The sequence below is a fragment of the Pseudomonas lutea genome (assembly GCF_000759445.1).
Taxonomy (GTDB): Bacteria; Pseudomonadota; Gammaproteobacteria; order Pseudomonadales; family Pseudomonadaceae; genus Aquipseudomonas; species Aquipseudomonas lutea.
This window is the reverse complement of sequence record NZ_JRMB01000003.1, coordinates 74,954-96,412: the sequence shown is the minus strand read 5'-3', so window position 1 is coordinate 96,412 and position 21,459 is coordinate 74,954. Positions and strand designations below refer to the sequence as shown.

Here is a 21,459-nt window from a genome sequence, read left to right as displayed (position 1 = left end):
GCGGGCTTGAAACCCGCACCCTGCAGCAGCCCCTGCATCAATATCGGTAGACGGCCGCAGCGCCTGTCTCTGTCGGCATCAGCCGTTCAGGAGGCACGACCACCACCTCGCCGCCGCAGCGGATCACCGACAGGATCAACTCATCAAGCACGTCTTCCGACTCTGCCGACGCGTCGGGCTGCAGCACAACGTCGCCGCTTTCGGGGTTCAAACTGCCTTGCACCCAGCGCTCAGCCTCGACCAGCAGCAATGCGACCCTGCCCTCTGTGGCGGCGTGGGCAATTTCCGGCAGCTCGCTGGCACTCTGGCGCTGCCCCACGGCGACACCGTAACGATCAAGCGCAGTGTTAAGGCGCTCATCGTGTCGCAGGCGCATCATCTCGCCGCACAGCGAACGAAGCTTGTCCGATGCCAGGGTTGCGGGGTCTTTTTCAATCCCCGTCGGCAACAATGAAGCATTGCGGCTAACGGCTCTGAACACGGCCTGGTTCTCCGGCAAGGCGACCAGAATCAGCGGCAGCCCGGACAGGCTTGAGCAATGTTCCGTGATCTTGCGATCGACAATCCGGAAGAACCGCTCGCGGTCCAGATTGATCTCGTCCTGCTTACCGCCTCCGCCGGACTCATGCATCATCGGATCGCCACGCTCGCCGCCGCCGCTGAACCCATCCGGATGCCCCTGCTGGTTGCGTGGCGTCAGTTCATCGCCCAACGCCTGCTCAAGGGTGGTCGGTACGGCGTCCGGCAGCTGGATCTTTTGCAGGGTCTGCGCCGAGCCTTCGTACAGGCACACGCTGTTTCTCGACAGGCACAGCACTTGATAGCGCTCGGTCATGGGCGCCAGTCGCAGTAAAGGCTTGAGATACGGGTGGCTGTTGACGACAGCGATTTCCGGCACGGGCTGCTGCAGCCCCACCACATGAAAATGTTCGAGGCCTCCAAAGACGGCGATTCCCTCCGGACAGCCATTCCAGAAGTCGTGGTCATCCACCAGCGCCTGGAAAGGCTCAAGCAGGGTGTCGGGGGCGATTTGCGGATAATGCTGCCCCAGCGCGCCGCCCAACGTCTTGATGAGATTTTTGAAGCGGATCGGGTCTTGGGTGCGCTCCGGGAAAGTGCGGTGGGTGGGCATGTACACGCTCAAGTTCGGTCGGTCTGCCAATGCCAGCAGCGAACTCAGAGTCTGTTGGGTAAACGGTTGAATCGTGACCATAACGTACTCCTACGCTTTTACTCTTTTCCCAAATCCGCCTGTTTGGCCAGGAACTCGTCTTCCAGCATCGCGTCGATTTCGGCTGCGGAATCTTCCTGGACCGGTGGCGCCGTGAGGTGCCCTGTGGATTCAACTTTGGGGGACAGGCGGCCTACCAGATGGTCCAGCGCGTGGCTCATTTTGCGAGCAGCACCGGCAACTGCCAGATCAAGACTTTCTGCATGATGCGTGACCGACAGTGAGCTGTGCCCCTTGGGCCGCGCTTCGATCTGGCACCTCTTGTCCTGAGCGCCGGACCTTTGCGCATTGACGTCACCGACATGTATTTCAATACGGCTCAAAAGTTCGGTGTAGCGCTCCAGTTCATCGACCACTGCACTGCCGACCCACTCCTGAAGTTCGGCACTGCCTTCAATATGATTGCTGTCCACTTGAACTTGCATATATCCATCCTCCACGTCGATACAGAATGTGTCTGTTTGCCTGTAGAAGAGACTCGCGCGCATCAGTTCCTGACAACGAACACTTGGGCAACTGAGCGGTAGTTGCAGCGGTCTCGACTGTTAACTAACGAAGCGGTGTTTTATTCAGCCGTCCTGCGTTCCGTGGCAGTCGGCAGTGCGCGGTACGCAATAACCAACTCAACGCGCCGGCCCACTCGCCTTGCGGCTACTGATGAGCCCGCTGTTCGCTTACCCGCTGGGGCTGTTGATTAAGCCGAGCGGTGTTCACCGGCGGGTGTGTTTGAAACAACGAGGCAGTAAAGAGCGTCACACTTTTCTTGACGCCGTTTTGTACATAGTGAAATTCGAAATGCGCTGGAATATTCATGAGCGTGCCCAACCACTTTTATTTTTTGTTCAACTCTTTTGAACGGACCTGCGGTTGTTCCTGAAAATCTACTGGTGCGACAGGCGGCAGCTTCGCCAATACCTCCCTGGCATTTGGACGCAACCTCTGTTCAGCGGACCGGTCCATGCTAAGTCACGACTTAGAGCAAGGTGTTTTTTCGATGAAATCAACCGTCGCCGCCTCAGGCTGGTCCCGGCGCTTCAAGCAGCAGCCACGTTTATGGACACTGACGTGCGCCTTCGCGGTAGCGGCTGTAATCCTGACGGTCTGGAGCGTCGTCAAAGCGGTGTTCCACACCGAAGGCCCATACGCCTGGTACGCCTTCGCGGGCGGGACCGGTGGCTTCATCGCCACGGCATTGGGTGCGGCCGTGGCATTGGCCCTCAGGGAGATCTCGGCCAAGGTTCAGGACGTCATGCTGGGGTTTGCAGGCGGCATGATGCTCGCGGCGAGTACGTTCTCGCTGATTCTGCCCGGGCTTGAGGCCGCGAGAACCCATACCGACAGCGCGCCATTGGCGGCGACAGTGGTAATCGCCGGGCTGGCATTGGGTGTGGCCTTGATGCTGGCGCTGGATAACCTGGTGCCGCACGAGCATGAAACCATTGGCCGGCAAGGGCCGACCTCCGAACGAATCCATCGGGTCTGGCTGTTCGTTCTGGCGATCACACTGCACAACTTGCCTGAAGGCATGGCCATCGGCGTCAGCCTGTCCAACGGTGACCTGGGCGTGGGTATCCCGTTGACGAGCGCGATTTTGTTGCAGGATATTCCTGAAGGGCTGGCGGTGGCGATGTCGCTGCGAGCCACCGGCCTTAGCGCGGGTAAAGCGGCGTTGGTCGCGATGGGCTCGGGGCTGATGGAGCCACTGGGTGCCATTATCGGCTTGGCAGCATCGACCGGCTTTGCCTGGTCCTATCCGGTCAGCATGGGGATCGCTGCGGGCGCGATGATCTTCGTCGTGTCCCACGAGGTCATCCCCGAAACTCACCGCAACGGTCACCAGACCCCAGCGACGCTGGGGCTGATGTTGGGGTTTGCGGTGATGATGTTTATGGACACTGCGCTGAATTGAGCTGGAAGGCGGCCGCTGGAATCATGTCTGGGAGCGGATGAGGGAGAACCTCATCCTGGGGGCCAGCAGCTTCCCGGCTGAAGCCGGTCCCACAAAACTGGTTGCAGAGAAGGTGAAGTCAGCGCCGGACGTTGAATCGTTGTCGTGCGGCAACGGTTTCAAAGTTCTGGTCCGCATCCGAATTGCGCGAAGCCAGTTCCAGTGCTTGTTGCCAATCAAGGGAAGGGTCCAGCCAGCGCATCGCGCTGTCACGGTCCAGAGCAAGCAGTTGCAAAGGCCCCAATGCGCCTCCACCCCCATACGTCACCAGCACCAGCCCGTTACACCCGCTCGGGGATTCGCTGACCTGCGCCAGAGCCGCAAGGTAAGTCGGCTCGCCGCCAACAGGTCGCTTGTAGGTGAAACGGCCCGCGCCAGTGCTCGTATTATCCAGGCTGAAATCAAACCAACCGTCCACTGCCACCACCGCACGGCCTGTGCTGCGCATGCGGTCGAATACTTTTGAACGCATGACGATTTCCAGCGGCAAATGCGTCAGCGGCGGCCGGGTGCCCATGCTCCAGACCGGGGACCATCCCCAGCGAACATGCTGGCAGCACAACTCGCCGTTTCTGTTCATTACCGCGGCCAATCGATGGTTTGGGCGAATGATGTGGTGATGGTCCCTGAGGTCCGGGCAGACACGGCTGCCTCCCGGCCCCACGCTTTCAAGGGGCTGCGTGCCCGTGAGTTCCGGAGGCCAGGCGCCATGCGCCAGGCAGTGAAGGTACGCGTCGGAAGAGTACAGCTGAGCAATGCATTCACACATATCGGACACCTGGCAGTTTGAAGGCGCTGCTGTTGTCCTCTTATCGCCAACCCCGTCGCCGGTTTTGCCAAGGCACAGAACAGCAGTGCGAAAATTCTCGTGCCCTCTTCTTTGTGAAGGGCTACGCAATTTCGAGCGGGGTACCCGAGCTGGGTTCGTCCGTGAAGGGTGCAAAGCCGACCAGCGGAACCTTCGTAATTTCAATCGCTTATGCATGTCCTCGTTTGGATCGGCAGTGTCGGCGCATGCACCTGAGTGAATGCAAAAAGCGGGACCCACGCCAATGCACCGACTGTCGGCCAACGGCTCGCACGCGTTAAACCATTCGGTTTCAACCGCCCTCAACCCTTCAAGCTGATCACGCAGCGCTGCTGCCGGAGACGCGCGTAAGCGAGAGCGCTTTTTGAGCTCGACAGCCAATCCACTGACTTGAAGGAGCATAAAAAATGGATGAGGAAACCCTCAGAAAAACCGCCTATCGCATCTGGGAAGAACGAGGCCGGCCCGACGGCCAGGATTTTGAACACTGGCTACAAGCCAGGCAGGAATATGACGACAACGGCAACGATGGTTTGCCGGGCTCTATTTCCAGCAGCGTGACGCCTCCGGGCGTCGGAGAGTCGCTGGACAACCTCAGCACCGATGCAGCCCGCGCTGAGACGCCCCCACACACAGGCGCCAGAAGCAAAGGCAAACGCACAACTAAAAGAAGCTGACGGATCTGCCGCTGGTCGCACGTCTGGGCCAACGGGTTTATCTCGCCAAGTTGTGTGTCATGCCAGCGCAGCGAACGATGCGATCTTTTTTCAGAGGAGGCTGACGTGGCCGATGTTCCAGACAGCGCCCGCTTCGACGAGTCCGTGCGACTGCTGATCGAGGGTTATGGGTTTATCTCGAAACGCTGCAAGGCACTGCAAAGCGATGTCTTCCAGACGCGCCTGCTCGGCAGACGCACCCTGTGCATGAAAGGTGAACCTGCAGCGCAGCTTTTCTACGACGAAGCACGGTTCACTCGCGAAAAAGCCGCCCCCTTGATGCTGCAAACGACCTTGTTGGGGCGAGGTGGTGTTCAGGCCCTGGACGGACAGGCGCATCGCGTGCGCAAGCGAATGTTTCTGTCGCTGCTCACTCAATCCGGGATCGACGCGTTGCTCGCACAGGCCGAGCGCGAGTGGGACAGTCGCATGCATGAGTTAACCACCGCGACAGATGCGCCCATCGATCTCTTCGTGGAGGTGCAGGCAATTTTCTGCAGGGCGGTGTGCGCCTGGGCGGGCATGCCGCTGCGGTCCGAGGATGTTGCGCCAGTGCGAGCAGACCTTGCTTCGTTGATCGACGGCGCAGGCAGTGTCGGCCCGCGCTACCTGCGCTCAGTGATTGCTCGTCGTCGCGCGGAGCGCTGGTGTGGCCGCTGGATAAAGCGCACTCGTGCCGGTGAATACGTGCCCGCTGCCGACAGCGCGCTTGCAGTGATCAGCGCCCATGTCGACGCGAATGGCCGGCCGCTGAGCGTCAAGACCGCGGCTGTAGAATTGCTTAACGTGCTGCGCCCGACGGTTGCGGTGGCGCACTTCGTGTTGTTTTGCGCGCTCAATTTGCGCTGGCACCCGGAGTGGAGAGACCGGCTCGTGGAACAGCCCCAGCTCGTCGAGCCCTTCGTTCAGGAAGTGCGCCGTCTTCACAGCTTCTTCCCCTTCGCGGCGGCTCGCGTACGGCAGACATTTTCCTGGCAGGGGTTGGAATTCAAAAAAGGCCGGCGCGTGCTGCTGGACCTGTTCGGCACCAATCGTGACGGCACGCTCTGGGCTGATGCAGAGCTGTTTCGCCCCGAGAGGTTCGTGCATAAAACACCCGGAGCATTCGAGTTCATCACACAGGGCGGCGGCTCGCCCGAAGAAGGCCATCGCTGCCCCGGCGAGCGATTGACGATCGCACTGCTCAAGCTCACCACATTGAAGCTGGTCAACGATGTGGAATACAGCGATCACTCATTGCCTGCGGACATCGACTTGCGTCGCCTGCCGATGCTGCCAACGGATCGCTACTTGATCAAAGGTATTCGGGCCAGCAGCACCAGCGTCCATCCTGACTAGGCAACGTTTGCCGGCCGGCTCGCGTGTGCGCGTTTAAATGGCTGTAGCAGCGGTCTGCGTTTGATCACGCATCCAGCGACGCCGCCTGCAGGTCGCACAGTTCAATCCGGTCGTGGCTGCACATGATTCGCAAGCCTTCCAGTTCGGTCAGCGCCAAAGCGCGCAGTCGGTTTTGCGTGGTGACGCGCGCCGCATGATCGTGGTCCATCATCCGTTGGTAGAACCTCAGCCCAGGCGGGCAATGACGGCTGGGCTTGTGCACTTCGTCGCGATGAAAGTAGGCATCTCCGGCGTGCAGTTTCCAGTGGCCCTGATTGTTCACGGCGATGCCGGCATGGCCGGGGCTGTGGCCGGGCAGTGGCATCATCAAAATGTCCACGTCGCTGTCCAGAACCGGCCGAACGCTGGAGAAGCCATTCCACTGCTCGCCGCCGGGTTCATAAAAGCGCCAGTAGCGGCTGCGCTGCCATTGCGGCTCGCGGTAGCGACGGACGGCACGCCAGTTGTCCAGCGTCTTGGCCGCGGTGTATTCGTTTTGCATCACATGAATCATGGCATCGGGAAAATCGCTCAGCCCGCCAGCATGGTCGAAGTCCAAATGCGTCAGCACGATGTGGCGAACATCCGAGGGCTGGAACCCCAGTTGCCGAACATGCGCCATTGCCGTCAGCGAGTGCTTGAGTTTGATGTTGTTCAGGCGCCGAAAGAACGGCGCAATGCGGTCCGGATTGTCGACATCGGCGCTGCCGAACCCGGTGTCCACCAGGATCAGTCCGTCACGGTCGGTTTCTATCAGCCAACAGTGGCAGACCAAGTGGGCGAACAGCCCAGGCGTGCTCCCGTCAAACAAGCGTCCGCCAAAGGGACACATGCACCCGCAATCCAAATGATGAATGTTCATGATGAAGTCGCCTGCGCTGGAGATTCAAACCGTCAGGGTTGAGTGGCCAGATGCACGGAAAATTCGAACTGGCTTGACTGGATGACCCGTCGAGGTGCGGATGATTCAGCTTTTTGGCGCAGGCTTTCACGGACGGTTTTCATGTGGCCCAGAACGACTGGCCACGCACAGACGTACGCGCCGAGCGCCTGTGGCGATACGGGACCGCTTAAGGCTTTTGCGTGAGCAGATGCTGCAAAAACAGCTCGCCTGCCGCCGACAATCCAGCGCGCGAGCGCACGCAAACACTCAGTTCACGGCTCGCCCATTCGTCCTCGATCCGGATGATTTTCGCGCCGTTCAGGTGGTAAATACCTGCGCTGCCTTCGGGCATGATGCCAACGCCGATGCCCGCCTGCACCATCAGAAACAGCGCGTCGTAGCTGGCGACTTCCATGCGGATGCGCAGTGAGCGACCCGCGTCGTTGGCGGCCTTGATGAGCTGGAAATTCAGATGGGTGCCACTGCGCAAGGCGACATAGCCGTGGTCAAGGGTCTCGCTGAAGCGTACAGACTGGCGCGCGGCGAGTGGGTGGTCAGCAGGGACGATTAGCACCAGTCGGTCGCGGCGAAACGGGAACACTTCAATGTCGGCCCCGTGGGGCAGTCGCGTGAAGATGCCCACCTCAGCACGGTTCTCGGCGACGGCTTTGGTGATCGCCAGGCTCTGTTGCTCCTCGATCACCACATTGATCAGCGGGTACAGCGCCATGAATGACTTGATCAAGCCAGGCAAGAATTGAGTGATGGCAGAGATGTTCGCGAGCACCTGCACTGACCCGCGTGTCCCGTTGGAGTAGTCGCGCATCTGCACGACGATGTCATTGAGGTTATTCAATGCACTGCGGGCCATGAACAGCAGTGACAGGCCGGCGTCCGTGGGGGTGATGCCCTTGTTGGTGCGGTTGAGCAATCGGGAGTCGAGCAGGTCTTCCAGCTCGCTGAGTCTTTTGCTGACCGCCGCCGCTGCAATGTGCTCGCGCTTGGCCGCGGCGGCGATGGTGCCTTCTTCGACGACGCTGACAAACAGTCGCAACGAGACGGGGTCGAGCTTCATGTGGGATACCGGGCGTGCTGCCTGTGTGGCCGCCATAGTACCCCGTCGGACGTCGACTCAGAATGCGCCAGACAACAGATGCCCTGCGTTCGGAACCTGCGCCTTGAGGCCCAGAGTTTTGAGCATCTGGTAAACCGTGGCCACCGATGCCGACAGCACGGGTTTGTCGAGCCGGTCCTGTACGACCTGGATGGCTGGTAGCGAGGGCATCTGTACGCAGCACGACAGCACCACCCCGTCGGCTTGCCCGATGTTAAGCCGATCGGCGTGGGAAACCAGATCCATGGGGTCAAGCCTTCCGACCTGCAAATTGTCGGAAACCTCCAGGCTGATGGCGTCCACCACCTCAATTCCGGCCGCCTCGATGTAATCGACGACCTGCTGGGTAAGGGGCTTCATGTAAGGCGTGATGATCGCCACTTTCTTGTAGTCGAGCATGTGCAAGCTATCGATGAGCGCGCCGGCCGAGCTCAACACAGGGGCATCTGAGGCGTTACCGGCGACGGTCTTGCTCAGCCGCGCTTGAGAAACCGAGTGATACCCGGCGCCTTGGCACATGATCGCGACCAGGCAGGCGTAGGCCATGACATCCACTCGTGCATCGCTCAGTTCGAGTGCGCAGCGGTCGCTGTCGATGTCCATCTTTTTCAGTTCTTCCGGGCTGACTTTCATCATGCGCATGCGTGACGAATGGAAGGTGAAATACTCGTCCGGAAACAGGGAATAGCGAGACGTAAGCATCGCCGGGATCTCGGTTTCCATGGTGGTGTTTGAGCTGGGCACGATTTGGCCAATACGGAAATGCTTCACAGGGTTTCTCCATTTCGCCAGACGGCGCGGGTCAAGTGCGACCCATGCTAGGAGCGTCCGGATGAGGCGTATATCAGGGAATGGCGAGGCTGCCATCGCGGTGGGCGATGGCAGGCAGGTCGGCAGGTCGGCAGGTCGGCAGGTCACGGTCCGATGTCAACCACGTCACGTCAAGCCGACCTCAATCGCCCTGTAGGAGCCGGCTTGCTGGCGAATGCGTCGTGTCAGTCGACACCTTCAGCGCTGAACCACCGCGTTCGCCAGCAAGCCGGCTCCTTGTATCTCGACTTTGTCTTCTCAGAAGGTAAAGTTCTCGACTGATCATCGAGGGAAAGGCGTGAAGATGACCGGCTCCTAGTGGCGTTGTAGCCTGCGAAGTAGATCCATTCTCCGCCTTTCCAACCTCACTCATTGAGCTCGTACGATATCTAGAGCCACTTTGTGAGCTCGCATTTACAAGGTCGAAGCCGAGTGACGCGATGATTGATCTTTAGTTGAAAAGGAGAACAGCATGTCTTCATTCGTTGGCGTTGACATGGCCAAGAATACTTTTGATGTTGCGACGCCGTTGGACAATGGCAAACACCGCACCAAGGGCAAGTTGAGCAATGATGCCAAGGGCTTTGCCGAGTTCGAGTCCTGGCTTCGCAAGCACGCCACAGCGGACGCGCTGATTGTCATCGAGGCCACGGGTAATTATCACGAAGCGTTGGCTGACTTCCTTTTTCAAAAGGGATATCGGCTTCATATCGCGAACCCTGCCACCACCGCCGCTCACGCCAAGTCGGAGTTGTCACGCAACAAGACTGACAAGACTGACGCCAAACTCATCTCCGATTTCGCCATGCAGAAGCATCGCAAGTTACGGCTTTGGGTGCCTGAGCCACAGTCGCGGCGCCGTCTGAGGGCTTTGGTCCGCCGCTTGGAAGATCTCAACGAGATCCGCCAGATGGAGAAAAACCGCTTGGAAGTTGCCAGCCCGAACGTCGTAACGTCGATCGAATCGGTGATTGCTCATGTCTTGGAAGAAATCACCAAAACGGAAAAAGCGATCAAGCAACACATCGACGATGATCCTGACCTACGCGGCAAGAGCGAGTTGATGACCTCCATTGATGGTCTAGGCGAGAAGACCGCCGCGCTGATCCTCGCGGAACTGGGAGACCCTCTGGACTACGAAGGACCGAAAAAACTTTCTGCCTTCGCTGGATTATCGCCCAGACAGGACCGCTCTGGAGGCTACGTGGGTCCAACCCGCATAAGTCGAACCGGCTCGTCGCGACTCAGGGGCGGCCTTTACATGCCCGCGATCGTAGGAATACAACACAATGTGGTGCTGAGAGAGTTCGCCAAGAGATTGAAGGCGAACGGAAAGGCTCCCCGGCAAATTATCTGTGCAGTGATGCGTAAGATGTTGCACTTGGTCTATGGCGTGCTTAAAAGCAACAGGCCTTTCGAACCTGAAATTGCTTTGGCTCATTAACGGCTGATCAAGTAGGACTTGAATGGCTAGGATGTCGCTGCGGGATGGGCCGCGGGCGTATATTCGTGCCTGCTTGAAAAGCAGCAGCGCTAGCGCGCTGCTGGGCTTGCAGTAGGAGCATTAAGACGATATCTACAGATCGCGTTTGCCGCGGAAGGGTTTGTACGGCGGCAAGCCCAGTGCAGGCGTTTGTCGCAGAAGGATGTGTACGGCGGCAAACCCAGTGCAGGCGTTTGTCGCAAAAAGGATTTGTACCGCGGCAGACCCAGTGCAGGCGTTTTTCGCAGAAGGGTTTGTACGGCGGCAAACCCAGTGCAGGCGTTTGCCGCAGAAGGGTGTGTTCGGCGGCAAACCCGGTGTAGGCGTTTGCCGCAGAGGGGTTTGTACGGCGCAATCCCGATGCAGGAGCGCGCTATCATGACTACGCGTGAGAAAGCGCCTCGGTCGACGCAGGCGCTTGCGCCTTGTGATTGCCCAGCATCGCCCGTGGGATCGACAAAATCAGCCCGGCGCTGATGAACAAACAAGCGCCTAGTACGTAGGTGCCGTTGTTGATGTTGCCCGTCAAGTTTTCAGCCACAGCGGTGATCATCGAGCCCGTGAAACCCGACAGGTTACCGATGGCGTTGATCATGCCGATCCCCGCGGCGGCGGCGACACCCGACAAGACAGTCCCAGGCAGGGTCCAATAGATCGGCATCAGGCTCAACACGCCGGAGGCGGATACGCTGAGGAAGATGATCGACAGCACGACGTTGCTGGCGAAGTAGGCGCTGAGAATCAGGCCGATGCCGCCGATGATGGCTGGAATCGCTGCGTGCAGGCGCCGCTCGCCGGTCTTGTTGGAGTGCCGCGCGTTGAGGGTCATGGCGATCACCGCGATGCCGTAGGGAATGGCGGTCAGCAGGCCGATGTCCAGCGGGTTGGAGACGCCGGCGCTTTTGATGATCGACGGCATCCAGAACGCCAAGCCGTAGAAACCGGTGTTGAATGTCAGCAGTATCAACACCAACAGCCACACTCGCCCGTTGAAAAACACCTCGCGCAGGCTCGACGCCTTGCCCTTGCTGTCGCTTTCCAGATTGGCCTTGAGCATGGCCTTTTCCTGGGGCGAGAGCCATTTGGCAGCGTCGATGTTGTTGGCCATGAACGCCAGCACCACGAATGCCATCACCACCGAGGGGATGCCTTCGATGATGAGCAGCCACTGCCAGCCGGCCATGCCGTTGACGCCTTGCATATGGGTCATTAGCCAGCCGGAAATCACACCGCCCAGCGTCAGACTGATCGGCATTGCCATCAGGAAGCCTGCCATCACACGGCTTTGCCGACGTATTGGAAACCAGTAATTGAGGTAGAGGATTACGCCCGGGAAGAACCCGGCCTCACAGATGCCGAGCAAAAAGCGCAGCACGTAGAACATGGTTTCAGATTCGACATGGAAAAACTTCGCCAGCGGAACGGTGAAGGCGACCGCCATGGACACGATTGCCCAGCTGAGCATGATCCGGGCAATCCAGAAGCGAGCGCCGAAGCGATGCAAGAGAAGGTTGCTCGGGACTTCAAAGATGAAATAGCCCCAGAAAAACATGCTCGCGCCGAGGGCGTAGACGGTGTTGCTGAATTGCAGGTCGTTGAGCATGTCCAGCTTGGCAAAGCCGATGTTCACGCGGTCCAGGTAGGCGGCCATGTAGCACAGCAACAGAACCGGAAGGATGCGGAAAATGACTTTGCGATAGGTGCGGTCTTCAAAGCTGGCGTGCCCGGGCCCCGAGGACTCGGGCAGGCGATGGGAAGCGGTTTCCATGATGGGACCTCCAGGCACTCGGACGCGCCTGTATTGTTGTTATGGAGGGTCGAAACACGGACGGATGTTACCGATAACAGGTTTGATTAGGATAATGACTTGTTTCCATTGATTGATAACGATTGGTTATCGTAAGTAGGCGCCAGTTGAGTGTGACGTCGCAGCCATTTGGTAGGGTGCAGGACGGTTGCAAAAGCGAGGGCAGCGCCACATCGATTGCGGAAGCGCGCCCGCTTGAAGGGCGCGGTTGTTCGCGAAGGCGGTGGGTCAGTGGCTCATGTGGTGGCTGAAATATTCTTCGCGGGCAAGCGCGCTCCTACAGTTTATCGGGCAACCCCGGAGACCATAGGCGTACGCAAATCTGTAGGAGCCGGCTTGCTGGCGAACGCGGTGGGTCGGATCCTCCACTGCCACGGCGGATATTTTTCGCGGGCAAGCGTGCTCCTACAATTGATCGGGCAAACCCGAAAACTTCGGCATAACGTCGCCTGCCTGGGCGGCTCGCTGCGTATTAAAGCCATCCTCGTCTGGCGAACTACCCACGCGCCAGGTGCGCGTTGGCGAGCAGTATCGCGGCAAATTCCGACGCAGCCCCGAGCAATGGCTCACCTCGGCGGGTCAGAATGCCGTAGTCCTGAGGCGCCAGTTTAAGGGGCGTGTTCAGCACTTTAAGCAGGCCAGAGTCCAGATGCGGCTGGGCCATGGACGCCGGCAGCATGGCGATCATGGGTCCGGCCTGTAGAACCTGTAAAAAGGTCTGCATCGAAATGGTGTCGATGGTGTTCGTCGGCGTAGCGATCCCGGCTTTGGCAAACGCCAGCTCCATCCGCGCGCGTATCGGCGTACCCAGCGGATAAAGAATCCACGGCCAGTTGCCCAGCTCCTGCAATGGGGTCTGCGCCAATTCGGTCAGTGGATGACGACTGTTGACCACCATGCAGAACGGCTCCGGCGCCAGCGCCTGAAAGTCATACACCTGCTGCTGGTTCTCATGGGTATAGCGCGCCACTGCCAGGTCGAGTTTCTTGTCGTCGAGCATCTCCATCAGATGGTCGCTGGTCTGCTCCACCACCTCGATCGACAGCAGCGGCCAGCGCTGTTTCAACTGCACGATGGCTTCTGGCAGTACCACCGCGGTCGCTGCAAAGATCGCCCCCACTTTCAGAAAACCATGCCCGCCCTCGCGCAGGCTGCTGATTTGGTCAACGAACTTGCTCGCGTCATTCAGCGCGATTTGCGCGTAGCGCACCACGTGTTCGCCGAGCGCGGTCGGTGGCATGTTGCGCGGCAGACGCTCGAACACATCAAATCCCAGCAACCGCTCGATCTCGCGCAGCATTTTGCTCACCGCGGGCTGACTGAGGTTCATGTGCTGCGCGGCGGCGTGCATATTTCGGGTCCGAGCCAACGTTTCGATGAGCACGAGATGCTTGAACTTCAGCCAATTACAGACAGTGGAAAAAGAAATGTCCGACACGCGAGCGCCCTCCAGAAGCGATAACCCAGTGTTATCGATAATTGAGCAGATGTCATTGGAGTTTATCGCCAGCGCTGATTAGGGTCGTGATCAAAACCACAAAAATGTTCGAGGATGTCCCCATGCCTATCCAGCTCACCCCTGAAAACACCCTCCCCGCCGACGGCCTGAACGGCACATTGATCGGCCGCGCATGGGTGCCCGGTAAAGTCAGTGGTCCGTCGCCGGTGGTGTTGCGTAACGATGGCGTGTTCGATCTGTCGTCCAGCTTCGCCACCTTGAGCGAGTTGCTGGAGCTGGAATCCCCGCTTAACGCCGTGCGCGACGCTCAAGGCACGCGCATCGCCAGCATCGAAGAATTACTGGCCAATTCGACCACAACCCCCGACGCCACCAAGCCTTACTTACTGGCCCCGGCGGATTTGCAGGTCATCAAGGCTGCAGGCGTGACGTTCGCCGCGAGCATGATCGAGCGGGTCATCGAGGAACAGGCCGCAGGTGATCCCGCAAAGGCCGAGAGCGTGCGGGCCATTGTGCAGAACGCCATTGGCGACAACCTGCGCGCTATCAAGCCGGGCTCGGAGCAAGCCAGCACCCTCAAGGCGCTGCTGATTGAGCAAGGCATGTGGTCGCAATACCTTGAGGTCGGCATCGGGCCAGACGCCGAGATCTTCACCAAAGCCCCGGTGCTGGCGGCGGTTGGCAGCGGCAGCCAGGTCGGCATTCATCCCAAATCCGAATGGAACAACCCCGAGCCGGAGGTCGTGCTTGCGGTCAACAGCGCCGGACAGATTCTCGGTGCGACGCTGGGCAATGACGTCAACCTGCGTGACTTCGAGGGCCGCAGCGCGCTTTTGCTGAGCAAGGCCAAGGACAACAACGCATCGTGCGCCATCGGCCCGTTCATTCGCCTGTTCGACGAGACGTTTTCCCTCGACGACGTGCGCAATTGCGTGGTCGATCTGCAGGTCAAGGGCGAAGACGGCTACGTGATGAAAGGCTCAAGCTCGATGGCGCAAATCAGTCGCGACCCGGCAGATATTGCTGGTCAGGCGCTTAACGCCAATCATCAATACCCCGACGGGTTCCTGCTGTTCTTAGGCACCCTCTTCGCCCCGACCGAAGACCGCGACCACGCTGGCGGCGGCTTCACCCACAAACTCGGCGATCAGGTCAGTATCAGCAGCAGCCTGTTCGGCAGCCTGCACAACGAGGTTACCCACAGCAGCGAAGCAGCGCCGTGGAAGTTCGGCGTCGGCGCACTGATGCGCAATCTTGCGGTGCGCGGCTTGTTGTAATCCTGAGCGATTGATGTGTCAGGCGGCGCAGTTCCGTCAGCTAGACCGCGGGTTCGCCAGCACGCCGGATCCTACACAAACGCGTCCTGTCATCGCGACTCACCCCCCCTAATTCCAAGAGAGACCCGAATCATGTCCGACACGCCTAAACGCCCCCTTCGCAGCCAGCAATGGTTCGATGACCCGGATCACGCCGACATGACGGCCTTGTACGTCGAGCGGTACATGAATTACGGCCTGACCCGCGAGGAGCTGCAATCGGGCCGGCCGATCATTGGCATCGCCCAGACCGGCAGCGACCTGGCGCCCTGCAACCGTCATCACCTGGAACTGGCGCAGCGGGTCAAGGCCGGCATCCGCGACGCAGGCGGCATTCCCATGGAGTTTCCGGTCCACCCGATGGCCGAGCAGACCCGCCGTCCCACCGCCGCCCTTGACCGCAACCTGGCGTACCTGGGGCTGGTCGAGATTCTTCACGGCTACCCCATCGACGGCGTGGTGCTGACCACCGGTTGCGACAAAACCACTCCGGCCTGCCTGATGGCGGCAGCGACTACTGACCTGCCGGCTATCGTCTTGTCCGGCGGGCCGATGCTGGACGGTCGTCACAAGGGCGAGTTGATCGGCTCCGGCACCGTGCTGTGGCATGCGCGCAACCTGCTGTCGGCGGGCGAGATCAATTATGAAGGCTTCATGGAAATGACCACGGCGGCATCGCCATCGGTGGGCCATTGCAACACCATGGGCACCGCCCTTTCGATGAATGCACTGGCTGAAGCGCTGGGCATGTCGTTGCCAGGCTGCGCGAGCATTCCGGCGGCCTACCGCGAGCGTGGGCAGATGGCCTACATGACCGGCAAGCGGATTTGCGATCTGGTGCGCGAAGACGTGCGCCCTTCGCAAATCATGACCCGGGAAGCTTTCGAAAACGCGATTGCGGTTGCCTCGGCACTGGGCGCTTCCAGCAACTGCCCGCCGCACCTCATCGCCATTGCCCGGCACATGGGCGTGGAGCTGAGCCTGGACGATTGGCAGCGCATCGGCGAAGACGTGCCACTGCTGGTCAACTGCATGCCCGCCGGTAAATACCTCGGCGAAGGCTTCCACCGCGCAGGCGGCGTCCCGGCGGTCATGCACGAGCTTCAGAAGGCCGGCAAGCTGCACGAGGCGTGCGGCTCGGTCTCTGGCAAAACCATTGGTGACATCGTGCGCAACGCGGTCGCCCATGACACTGACGTGATTCGCCCTTACGAAGACCCGCTCAAACACCGCGCCGGTTTTATCGTATTGAGCGGCAACTTTTTCGACAGCGCGATCATGAAGATGTCAGTGGTGGGCGAGGCTTTCCGCAAAACCTACCTGTCAGAGCCGGGCGCCGAAAACAGCTTCGAGGCGCGGGCCATTGTGTTCGAGGGCCCGGAGGACTACCACGCACGCATCAACGACCCTTCGCTGGAAGTCGACGAGCGTTGCATCCTGGTGATTCGTGGCGCGGGGACCGTTGGCTATCCCGGCAGCGCCGAGGTCGTGAACATGGCGCCGCCGTCTGCGCTGATCAAACAGGGCATCGACTCATTGCCGTGTCTGGGGGATGGACGGCAGAGCGGCACCTCCGCCAGCCCGTCGATTCTCAACATGTCACCGGAGGCGGCAATCGGCGGCGGTCTGGCGCTGCTTAAAACCAACGACCGCCTGCGCGTGGACCTGAACAACCGCAGCGTCAACGTGCTGGTCAGCGATGAAGAAATGGCTGAGCGCCGCGCGCAATTCGAACCGAAGATGCCTGCCTCGCAAACGCCGTGGCAGGAGCTGTATCGCCAATTGGTGGGGCAGTTATCCACAGGCGGCTGTCTGGAGCCTGCGACGTTGCACCTGCGGGTGATTGCACGAAGCGGCGAGCCGCGGCATTCGCATTGATGCCATAAACCTGTCGGCGGCCATCTGAATTGTGGGAGTGAGCTTGCTCGCGAAGATAGCCGTGTATCTGCAGAATGTTCAGCGGCCGGGATGCAGTCTTCGTGAGCAACCTCACTCCCACAAGGGCTGCATTTGCTGAGCGATAGCGGGGCGTATGGACGACGAGGCGCAAGCATCTTCAACGCATCACAACAACACCGGCAGCCCTTTCTCCATCTCGGCAAACCGGTTGCGCAGCAGCGAGTGCAACTGCTGCACCGCCGGTGAGAACTGCTTGCGGTGCGGGCAGACCAGATTGAGCGGGGTCGGCTCGCCTGGGTAATCGGGCAGCAACAGTTCCAGCCGTCCGGCGCGCACGTCTTCGCAGACATCCAGCCACGACTTGTATGCCACGCCCTGCCCCGCCACTGCCCAGCGCCTTACCAGATCGGCGTCATCGGTGAGCAATGGCCCCGACACCGAAAACACGCGCCCCCCAAGCCGCCATTTGTCGTACACCCGCCCGCCCAGGGTGAACAGCAAGCACTCGTGCCGCAGCAAATCGTCGGACACCATCGGCCGGCCTTTGCGCGCCAGATACTCCGGCGAAGCGACCAGCACTCGCCGGTTCCAGGAGGCCAGCGAAAGCGCGATGTAATTGGCGTCTTCGATCACCCCGTAGCGAATGGCCACGTCCACTGGATCGCGGAAAAGATCGGCGACTTGATCGGAGATGAACAGGCGCAAGCTCAGCGCCGGGTGCTGACTGCGAAACTCCGTAAGCCAGGGCAGCAGCAGGTTGCGCCCAAGGTCCGACGGAGCCGCCACTTGCAGCGTGCCCTGGAGTTCAGCACTCTCACGCCGCAGCTTTTCCCGGCCGTCCTTTAGAGCATCAAGCACTGTCTGTGCGGTTGGCAGGTACTGCTCGCCCTCTGCGGTAAGGCGCAAGCTGCGCGTCGAGCGAGCAAACAGCCGGATATCCAGCTCGCGTTCGAGACGCTTGATGGCCGCTGCCACTTGGCCCGGCAACAGGTCCACTTCCCTCGCCGCATTGGAAAAACTGCCCAGTGCAGCAGTGCGGACGAACAGCGCAAGGTCATCAATGCGGATCATTTTCACTCCAGCCGTGAAAGTGTTCCCGGATTCTGCGGGTTTTTCTGCCTGACGAACAAGAACAAGATAGGTCCAACCTTGCTAACCCCATTTCATCCCATTCAGAGAGATCACCATGAAAGCCATTGCCTTCACCCAGCACGGCCTGCCCATCGAAGACCCCAACGCGCTGATCGACATGGACCTGCCCAAGCCGACGCCCGGTCCCCGTGATCTGCTGGTCGAAGTCAGAGCGATTTCGGTGAATCCGGTCGATACCAAAATTCGCGCTGGCTCTGCTGCTACCGAACCCAAAGTGGTCGGATGGGACGCTGTCGGTGTGGTTCGCGAAACCGGCAACGAAGTGACGTTGTTCAAGGTGGGCGATGAAGTGTTCTACGCCGGCTCCATTGCCCGCCCGGGCAGCTACAGCGAATTCCACCTGGTCGATGAGCGCATCGTCGGGCACAAGCCAAAATCCCTCGACGACGCCCACGCCGCCGCACTGCCGCTGACCTCGATCACCGCCTGGGAATTGCTCTTCGATCGGCTGGGTGTCGAGGAAGGCGGTGGCGAAGGTGAAAGCCTGCTGATCATCGGCGCCGGCGGTGGCGTCGGATCGATCCTGGTACAGCTGGCGCGTCAGTTGACCAAGCTGACCGTGATCGGCACCGCATCGCGCGCGGAAACCCGCGAGTGGGTCCAAAGCCTGGGCGCTCATCACGTCATCGACCACAGTCAGCCATTGGTGGAGCAACTGGAGCAGATTGGCGTCGGCCAAGTGAGCCACGTCGCCAGCCTGACGCACACCGACACCTACTTCACTCAGCTCATCGAAGCCCTCAAGCCGCAAGGCCAGCTGGCACTGATCGATGATCCGAAAGCGCTCGACGTCGTACCGATGAAGCGCAAGGCGCTGTCGCTGCACTGGGAGCTGATGTTCACTCGTTCGCTGTACGAAACGCCGGACATGATCGCTCAGCACGAACTGCTCAACCGTGTCGCCGAACTGATTGATCAAGGCGTGCTGAAGACCACCCTCGGTGAACACTTCGGTGCCATCAACGCTGCAAACCTGCGCCGCGCCCATGCCGTGATCGAAAGCGGCAAGGCCCGAGGCAAGATCGTCCTCGAAGGTTTCTCGGCCTGATCATATTTTTTGAATGGCCTGCCGCGGCAGGCCTGGAGTTCGCTTATGTCCGCTAAACACAACATCCTCTGGTCGACGCTGGCGCTTTCAGTCGCCCTGATCAGCCAGAACAGCTCGGCCGCTGCAGTAGCCGCCAGCGCTTCATCCTTCCCCGCCAACGCGCCGGCAGAGAAAACCATCGGTCAGCTGGAGCAGGTCTTTACCTTCCATGACGCGATGCCAACGGGCGTGACGGTCACGGAGACCGGGCGCATCTTCGTCAACTTCCCGCAGTGGGGCGATGACGTGGCGTTTACCGTCGGTGAAATACGCGACGGCAAAGTGGTCGCTTACCCCGACGCGTCCTTCAACAAGGCGGACCCTAAAGATCCGGCCAAGGGGCTGATCAGCGTGCAGAGTGTGGTTGCCGACGGACAGGGCCGCGTCTGGTTGCTGGACACCGCGGCGCCGAATTTCGCAGCGCCCAAAGCCGGGGGCGCCAAGCTGGTCGCGGTGGACCTGGCCACGAACAAAGTGGTGAAGACCCTGGTCTTCCCGGCCAACGTCATCTTGCCGAGCACCTACGTCAATGACATGCGCTTTGATTTCCGTGCCGGCAAGGAAGGCACGGTGTACGTGACCGACTCATCGGTCTCGGGCCCCGGCGCGATCATCGTCATGGACATCGCCAGCGGCAAAGCGACCCGGCGCTTGAGCGGGGCAAAATCCACCTCGGTCGACCCGACGTTCGTGCCGGTGGTGGAAGGTCAGGCTGCTCTTGTCAGCAAAGGTCCTGATGGCAAGCCGAAGACACTGGGCGTGGCATCGGATGGCATCGCGCTGTCGCCTGACGGCAAGACGCTGTATTTCAGCCCACTCTCCAGCCGCCACTTGTTCGCGGTACCGACGGCTCTGTTGCGCGATGCAAAGGTCAGCGAGGCGCAACTGAGCGCTGCGGTCAAAGACCTCGGCGAGAAAGGCGCCTCCGACGGCCTGGAAGCGGACGCCAACGGCGCGGTGTACGCCGGCGACTACGAGCATAACGGCATCCGCAAACGCCTTGCCGACGGCAGCTGGCAGACCATCGTCCACGACCCCCGCGTGTTGTGGCCTGACACCTTGTCGGTGGGCCCGGACGGCTATCTGTATTTCACTGCCAACCAGTTGCAGCGCCAGGCCGGCTTCCATGACGGCAAGGACCTGCGCGAGAAACCTTACAGCCTGCTGCGGGTGAAGATCGACGCCGCGCCAGCCCCCACTCGCTGATCTCATCGTTTAATTTCGGAGCTCCATCATGCAGATGACCGCCCTCGCAAAATCGCGCTACACCACCAAAGCGTTCGACGCTTCACGCAAGATCCCTCAGGAAACGATCAACGAGCTGCTCGATCAACTGCGTCACAGCCCGTCATCGGTGAATTCACAGCCCTGGCATTTCGTCGTTGCCTCTGACGAGCAGGGCAAGGGGCGCGTGGCCAAGTCCGCTGAAGGCGCATTTGCCTATAACGAAGCGAAAATGCTCAACGCCTCGCACTTGATCGTCCTGTGCACGCTCACTGAAATGCCGGAGTCGCACCTGCAAGCGCTGCTGGCGCAGGAAGCACTCGACGGGCGTTTTGCCAGTGACGAGGCCAAAGCCGGTCAGGACAAGACCCGGCGCGGCTACGTGAGCATGCACAAGTACGATCAGAAAGACGTGCAGCACTGGATGGAGAAGCAGACCTATCTGGCGCTGGGCACTTTATTGCTGGGCGCCGCATCGCTGGGCCTGGACGCCACCCCCATGGAAGGCTTCGACTTCAAAAATCTCGACGAAGAACTGGGCTTGCGGGACAAGGGGCTTACCAGTCTGGTGGTGGTCAGCCTGGGCTATCGCAGCGACAGCGACTTCAACGCCAAACTGCCAAAATCACGCTTGCCGGCCGAGGCGGTGTTTACGTTTATCTGATCGCAATCTTCCGCGTCGCGGTGTCGGCTTGCTGGCGAACGGGTTCGGTCAGATGAATTTCCGTTTGCTGACACGGCGCTTTCGCCAGCAAGCCGGCTCCTACGGGCCGGGCGTCAGGCGGCGCATTGAGGGCTGAAGATAGACCCTCGCATGGCCGCAACTGCCGCAACCACGCTGGCTCGGACAACACGCGGTGCATGCCATGGCACATAACCTGTAGGAGCCGGCTTGCTGGCGAACGGGTTCGGTCAGATGAATTTCCCTTGCTGACACGACGCTTTCGCCAGCAAGCCGGCTCCTACGAATGGTGTGTCAGGCCGCGCATTGGGGGTTGAACATAAACCTTCGCATGGCCGCAACCTGCCGCAACTGCGCTGGCGCAGACAACACGCGATGCACGCCATGGCGCATGACCTGCAGGAGCCGGCTTGCTGGCGAATGGGTTCGATCAGATGAATTTCCGTTTGCTGACACGACGCTT

17 protein-coding genes and 1 pseudogene are annotated in these 21,459 nt (G+C 60.1%); 9 read left to right on the top strand and 9 right to left on the bottom strand.

Features of this window, described 5'->3' with window-relative positions; all coding sequences use genetic code 11:
• Nucleotides 1-37: 37 nt before the first annotated feature.
• Nucleotides 38-1,213 (bottom strand): baeRF3 domain-containing protein, encoded by a 1,176-nt coding sequence (locus LT42_RS21300; RefSeq protein ID WP_037017868.1) that lies wholly within the window; start codon nucleotides 1,211-1,213, stop codon nucleotides 38-40.
• A 17-nt stretch (nucleotides 1,214-1,230) separates the two neighbouring features.
• The gene (locus tag LT42_RS21295) at nucleotides 1,231-1,656 is read right to left on the bottom strand and encodes an HPF/RaiA family ribosome-associated protein (protein ID WP_037017867.1); all 426 of its coding nucleotides are present in this window, start codon (nucleotides 1,654-1,656) and stop codon (nucleotides 1,231-1,233) included.
• Between the two features lie 725 nt (nucleotides 1,657-2,381).
• Here LT42_RS21295 and LT42_RS21290 point away from each other — a divergent pair.
• A pseudogene (locus tag LT42_RS21290) lies at nucleotides 2,382-3,140 on the top strand (ZIP family metal transporter); the annotation flags it as partial.
• Between the two features lie 118 nt (nucleotides 3,141-3,258).
• Here the strand turns inward: LT42_RS21290 and LT42_RS25960 are convergent.
• On the bottom strand, nucleotides 3,259-3,948 hold the full coding sequence (locus LT42_RS25960) for an SOS response-associated peptidase family protein (RefSeq protein WP_070356540.1): 690 nt from the start codon (nucleotides 3,946-3,948) through the stop codon (nucleotides 3,259-3,261).
• A gap of 446 nt (nucleotides 3,949-4,394) precedes the next feature.
• Between LT42_RS25960 and LT42_RS21280 the strand changes: the two genes are divergently transcribed.
• Nucleotides 4,395-4,664, top strand: coding sequence for a DUF2934 domain-containing protein (locus LT42_RS21280; protein WP_037017861.1), 270 nt, complete (start codon nucleotides 4,395-4,397; stop codon nucleotides 4,662-4,664).
• Nucleotides 4,665-4,769: 105 nt separating this feature from the next.
• A complete protein-coding gene (locus LT42_RS21275) occupies nucleotides 4,770-6,041 on the top strand; it encodes a cytochrome P450 (RefSeq protein ID WP_037017857.1) in 1,272 nt (423 codons plus the stop codon).
• A gap of 64 nt (nucleotides 6,042-6,105) precedes the next feature.
• Here LT42_RS21275 and LT42_RS21270 read toward each other — a convergent pair whose 3' ends face one another.
• From LT42_RS21270 to LT42_RS21260, 3 genes are all read right to left on the bottom strand, one after another.
• A complete protein-coding gene (locus tag LT42_RS21270; protein ID WP_037017855.1) occupies nucleotides 6,106-6,942 on the bottom strand; it encodes an MBL fold metallo-hydrolase in 837 nt (278 codons plus the stop codon).
• Between the two features lie 208 nt (nucleotides 6,943-7,150).
• Nucleotides 7,151-8,038 (bottom strand): LysR family transcriptional regulator, encoded by an 888-nt coding sequence (locus LT42_RS21265; protein WP_037017852.1) that lies wholly within the window; start codon nucleotides 8,036-8,038, stop codon nucleotides 7,151-7,153.
• Nucleotides 8,039-8,095: 57 nt separating this feature from the next.
• Nucleotides 8,096-8,848 (bottom strand): maleate cis-trans isomerase family protein, encoded by a 753-nt coding sequence (locus LT42_RS21260; RefSeq protein WP_037017849.1) that lies wholly within the window; start codon nucleotides 8,846-8,848, stop codon nucleotides 8,096-8,098.
• A gap of 511 nt (nucleotides 8,849-9,359) precedes the next feature.
• Here LT42_RS21260 and LT42_RS21255 point away from each other — a divergent pair.
• Nucleotides 9,360-10,331 carry an IS110 family RNA-guided transposase gene (locus tag LT42_RS21255; protein WP_037011250.1) on the top strand — a complete coding sequence of 324 codons (972 nt, stop codon included), beginning with the start codon at nucleotides 9,360-9,362 and terminating at the stop codon, nucleotides 10,329-10,331.
• A 421-nt stretch (nucleotides 10,332-10,752) separates the two neighbouring features.
• On the opposite strand, the gene LT42_RS21250 is transcribed toward LT42_RS21255, so the two are convergent.
• The gene (locus LT42_RS21250; RefSeq protein WP_052075361.1) at nucleotides 10,753-12,138 is read right to left on the bottom strand and encodes an MFS transporter; all 1,386 of its coding nucleotides are present in this window, start codon (nucleotides 12,136-12,138) and stop codon (nucleotides 10,753-10,755) included.
• 535 nt (nucleotides 12,139-12,673) lie between these two features.
• A complete protein-coding gene (locus LT42_RS21245) occupies nucleotides 12,674-13,615 on the bottom strand; it encodes a LysR family transcriptional regulator (RefSeq protein WP_037017847.1) in 942 nt (313 codons plus the stop codon).
• 122 nt (nucleotides 13,616-13,737) lie between these two features.
• Between LT42_RS21245 and LT42_RS21240 the strand changes: the two genes are divergently transcribed.
• Complete coding sequence (locus LT42_RS21240; RefSeq protein WP_037017845.1) at nucleotides 13,738-14,913, top strand: fumarylacetoacetate hydrolase family protein; 1,176 nt, start codon at nucleotides 13,738-13,740, stop codon at nucleotides 14,911-14,913.
• Nucleotides 14,914-15,045: 132 nt separating this feature from the next.
• Nucleotides 15,046-16,830, top strand: coding sequence for an IlvD/Edd family dehydratase (locus tag LT42_RS21235; RefSeq protein ID WP_037017843.1), 1,785 nt, complete (start codon nucleotides 15,046-15,048; stop codon nucleotides 16,828-16,830).
• A 186-nt stretch (nucleotides 16,831-17,016) separates the two neighbouring features.
• Here LT42_RS21235 and LT42_RS21230 read toward each other — a convergent pair whose 3' ends face one another.
• Nucleotides 17,017-17,922: a LysR family transcriptional regulator gene (locus LT42_RS21230; protein ID WP_037017840.1), complete on the bottom strand. Its 906-nt coding sequence runs from the start codon at nucleotides 17,920-17,922 to the stop codon at nucleotides 17,017-17,019.
• A 115-nt stretch (nucleotides 17,923-18,037) separates the two neighbouring features.
• Between LT42_RS21230 and LT42_RS21225 the strand changes: the two genes are divergently transcribed.
• The 3 genes from LT42_RS21225 to nfsB are packed head-to-tail and all read left to right on the top strand — an operon-like array spanning nucleotide 18,038 to nucleotide 20,978.
• Nucleotides 18,038-19,051 (top strand): zinc-binding alcohol dehydrogenase family protein, encoded by a 1,014-nt coding sequence (locus LT42_RS21225; RefSeq protein WP_037017837.1) that lies wholly within the window; start codon nucleotides 18,038-18,040, stop codon nucleotides 19,049-19,051.
• A gap of 45 nt (nucleotides 19,052-19,096) precedes the next feature.
• Complete coding sequence (locus LT42_RS21220) at nucleotides 19,097-20,296, top strand: L-dopachrome tautomerase-related protein (RefSeq protein ID WP_037017834.1); 1,200 nt, start codon at nucleotides 19,097-19,099, stop codon at nucleotides 20,294-20,296.
• A gap of 28 nt (nucleotides 20,297-20,324) precedes the next feature.
• Nucleotides 20,325-20,978 (top strand): oxygen-insensitive NAD(P)H nitroreductase, encoded by a 654-nt coding sequence (nfsB, locus tag LT42_RS21215; protein ID WP_037017831.1) that lies wholly within the window; start codon nucleotides 20,325-20,327, stop codon nucleotides 20,976-20,978.
• The last annotated feature ends 481 nt before the right edge of the window (nucleotides 20,979-21,459 follow it).